This is a genomic window from Blautia difficilis (assembly GCF_014297245.1).
In the GTDB taxonomy this organism is placed as follows: Bacteria; Bacillota; Clostridia; order Lachnospirales; family Lachnospiraceae; genus Blautia_A; species Blautia_A difficilis.
Genome location: NZ_JACOQG010000067.1, coordinates 1 through 3,861 on the forward strand (window position 1 = coordinate 1; position 3,861 = coordinate 3,861).

General features: G+C 53.2%; 6 protein-coding genes. All 6 read left to right on the plus strand.

Features of this window, described 5'->3' with window-relative positions:
- Positions 1–1,113: relaxase (locus tag H8Z82_RS16645; protein ID WP_186995739.1), on the plus strand; the 1,113-nt coding region annotated here is incomplete at its 5' end.
- A 183-nt stretch (positions 1,114–1,296) separates the two neighbouring features.
- Positions 1,297–1,509, plus strand: a complete 213-nt coding sequence (locus H8Z82_RS16650; RefSeq protein WP_005927784.1) for a hypothetical protein — start codon at positions 1,297–1,299, stop codon at positions 1,507–1,509.
- Positions 1,499–2,242: a phage replisome organizer N-terminal domain-containing protein gene (locus tag H8Z82_RS16655; protein ID WP_087212868.1), complete on the plus strand. Its 744-nt coding sequence runs from the start codon at positions 1,499–1,501 to the stop codon at positions 2,240–2,242. The genes H8Z82_RS16650 and H8Z82_RS16655 overlap by 11 nt, the downstream gene beginning before the upstream one ends.
- Positions 2,239–3,096, plus strand: a complete 858-nt coding sequence (locus H8Z82_RS16660) for an ATP-binding protein (RefSeq protein ID WP_186995740.1) — start codon at positions 2,239–2,241, stop codon at positions 3,094–3,096. Before H8Z82_RS16655 ends, H8Z82_RS16660 begins: the two co-directional genes overlap by 4 nt.
- Entirely contained in the window at positions 3,093–3,281 is a 189-nt protein-coding gene (locus H8Z82_RS16665) for a transposon-encoded TnpW family protein (protein WP_002569233.1), read from the plus strand. The genes H8Z82_RS16660 and H8Z82_RS16665 overlap by 4 nt, the downstream gene beginning before the upstream one ends.
- 111 nt (positions 3,282–3,392) lie before the next feature.
- Positions 3,393–3,861, plus strand: a 469-nt coding sequence (locus H8Z82_RS16670; RefSeq protein WP_181567031.1) for a recombinase family protein, incomplete at its 3' end; no start/stop codon positions are given.

Sequence of the window (3,861 nt, forward strand, 5' to 3'; positions counted from 1 at the left end):
GCCGCTATGGAATATTTCAAGAGTGAAGTCATGGAGATGTGCCACCGGGAGGGGCTTTACCAAATCGACCTCTTGAACGGCAGCAAGGAACGGATAACAGAACGGGAATACTGGGCGGCAAAGAAAGGGCAGCTTGCCCTTGATAAAGAGAACGCCGCCAGAGAAGTCGCCGGACAGCCAACCAAGCCCACCAAGTTTGAAACGGACAAGGCGAAGCTGCGCCGGACGATACGGCAGGCATTTTCCCAAGCTACCAGCTTTGACGAGTTTTCTTCCCTTTTGCTGCGGGAGGGTGTGACCGTCAAGGAGGGCCGGGGGCGGCTTTCCTACCTCACGCCGGACAGGACAAAGCCTATCACAGCCCGGAAGCTGGGGGACGATTTTGACAAGGCTGCTGTCCTTGCCCTGCTTACGCAGAACGCCCGCAGAGCCGCAGAACAGACCAAAGCCATACCCGAATACCCTGTCGCAGTTAAAAAGCCGTCACAAGGGGAAAAAACCACAAAAACCACCCCGGCAGACAACACCTTGCAGCGCATGGTTGACCGGGAAGCCAAGCGAGCCGAGGGCAAGGGCGTGGGCTATGACCGCTGGGCGGCAAAGCACAATCTAAAGCAAATGGCGGCTACCGTTACCGCCTACCAGCAGTACGGCTTTTCTTCCCCGGAGGAACTGGACGAAGCCTGTTCTGCCGCCTATACCGCCATGCGAGAAAGCCTTACGGAGCTGAAGCAGGTGGAAAAGACGCTGGACGGGAAAAAGGAGCTGCAACGGCAGGTGCTTGCCTATTCCAAGACCCGCTCTGTCCGGGACGGGCTGAAACAGCAGAAAAACGCCAAAGCAAAAGCAGCCTACCGACAGAAGCACGAAAGCGACTTTATCATAGCAGACGCAGCCGCCCGCTATTTCAGGGAGAACGGCATTTCCAAGCTGCCGAGCCATAAAGCCCTGCAAGCAGAGATTGAAAGCCTTATCAAAGAGAAAAACAGCGGCTACAACGATTACCGGGCAAAACGGGAGGAATACCGCCGCTTACAGACTGTCAAGGGCAATATCGACCAGATTTTACGCCGGGAACGCAAGCCTGTGAAAAGGCAGGAACAGGAGCGATAAAAACCACCCCAAAATGTACCCGAACCCATACCGAACAAGGGGGCTGCCCCGTACCCTATCGCAATACCAAAGGATTTTTTAACGGGCTTACAGGGCAGAAAAACCCCGAAAATGATACCGAGATGATACAGAATTATCGCCGATACCGCCACACCAGCGGAAACGGCAGAAAGGAGCGCACCCATGCCAAGAATGAGCAAGAAACGGCGGCTGGAATGGTCTTTTTTCCTGCGGCAAGTAAAAGTCGGGAATACCACCTGCGACCGTATCACATACAACGACCTCTGCCGGGGCTGTACCCATAGCTGCAAGCAGAGCTTCCGGGCGGTTATCATACTCTGCCCCCGCTACTACTCCAAACGCCGGAAAAAGGAGGACAGGGACAATGGCAGATAACCGCAAGTATTACTACCTCAAGCTGAAAGAGAACTTTTTTGACAGCGACTCCATTGTACTGCTGGAAGATATGAAAGACGGGATTTTATATTCCAATATTCTCTTGAAGCTGTACTTAAAATCGCTGAAAAACGGCGGGAAGTTGCAGCTTGACGAGCATATCCCCTACACAGCGCAGATGATAGCGACACTGACCCGCCACCAGATAGGGACAGTTGAGAGGGCTTTAGAGATTTTCCGGCAGTTGGGGCTTGTGGAGCAGCTTGACAGCGGGGCTTTCTATATGACCGACATTGAGCTGATGATAGGACAGTCCTCTACCGAAGCCGAGCGAAAACGGGCTGCAAGGCTGGAAAACAAGGCACTTTTACCGCCCCGGACAAAAGGCGGACATTTGTCCGACATTCGTCCACCAGAGATAGAGTTAGAGAAAGAGATAGAGATAGAAAAAGAGAGAGAGGGAGAAACGGGACACCCCACCCCCGCCGCTTATGGCAGATACAACAATGTGATACTGACCGATACAGAGCTTTCCGGGCTGAAAACAGAGCTGCCCGACAAGTGGGAGTATTATATTGACCGGCTTTCCTGCCATATCGCTTCCACCGGGAAGCAGTACCACAGCCATGCAGCCACCATTTACAAGTGGGCGCAGGAGGACGCTGCCAAAGGCAAGGCTGCCCCGAAACAGGGCATACCCGATTATTCATGCAAGGAGGGCGAGAGCTTATGAGAAACGGGATTGAAGCTATGATTACGGACATTACAGCCACTACCGCCGAAGCGGAGGACTACACAGGCGAGGACGGGCTTTTATACTGCGGCAAGTGCCATACGCCAAAAGAAGCATACTTTCCAAAAGAAACCGCCCAATGGTTAGGGCATGACCGACACCCGGCAGAGTGCGACTGCCACCGGGCAGCCCGTGAAAAACGGGAAGCCGCTGAACGTCGACAGAAGCACCTTGAAAAAGTGGAGGACTTGAAACGCCGGGGCTTTACCGACCCCGCTATGCGGAACTGGACATTTGAGCATGACAACGGCAGAAACCCGCAGACCGCAACCGCCCGTTTTTATGTGGATAGCTGGGAAACCATGCAGGCTGAAAATATCGGCTACCTGTTTTGGGGAGGCGTGGGGACAGGAAAAAGCTACCTTGCCGCCTGTATCGCCAACGCCCTTATGGAGCAGGAAGTCCCGGTGTGCATGACAAACTTTGCAACGATACTCAATGACCTTGCCGCCAGCTTTGAGAGCAGGAACGAATATATTTCCCGCCTTTGCAGCTACCCTCTGCTGATACTTGATGATTTCGGTATGGAGCGAGGGACAGAATACGGGCTGGAACAGGTTTACAGCGTGATTGACAGCCGTTACCGAAGCGGCAAGCCGCTGATCGCCACGACCAACCTCACGCTGGAGGAATTGCAGCACCCGCAGGACACGCCCCACGCCCGTATCTATGACAGGCTGACTTCCATGTGCGCCCCCGTCCGCTTCACGGGCAGCAATTTCCGAAAGGAAACCGCACAGGAAAAGCTGGAACGCTTAAAGCAACTGATGAAGCAGCGAAAGGAGAGCCTATGACAGAAACGAAACAGACAAGCACCACCAAAACAGACCGCCGCCCGGACTGTGTGACGGAAATCCGCATGGGCAACTCCGTCCTTACCGTTTCCGGCTTCTTCAAGCAGGGCGCAACCGACACCGCAGCCGACAAGATGATGAAAGTGCTGGAAGCGGAAGCTGCTACACAAAAAACGGCGATTTGACCGACCATAAAGAAGCAGATTTGACGCTTTTGCCGCTATACAGACAGCCGCCCCATGTGGTACAATCAAGGTACGGAATAGTGGGGCTGGCTGTCGGAAACGGAGGATTTTATGTTAAGACAGACCAACCAACAACCAATTACCGCCCTTTACCCAAGACTATCCCATGAGGACGAGCTGCAAGGCGAAAGCAATTCCATTTCCAATCAGAAGCGTATCCTTGAAACCTATGCAAAGCAGAACGGCTTTTCCAATCTGCGCTGGTACACGGACGACGGTTATTCTGGTGCGAACTTTCAAAGACCCGGTTTTCAAGCCATGCTTGCGGACATTGAAGCCGGAAAAGTCGGGACAGTTATCGTAAAGGATATGTCGAGGTTAGGGCGAAACTACCTGCAAGTGGGAATGTACACGGAAATGATTTTCCCACAGAAAGGTGTCCGCTTCATCGCTATCAATGACGGAGTGGACAGCGCACAGGGCGACAATGACTTTGCCCCGCTGCGGAATATCTTTAACGAATGGCTGGTGAGAGATACGAGCAAGAAAATCAAAGCAGTAAAACGCTCAAAAGGCATGA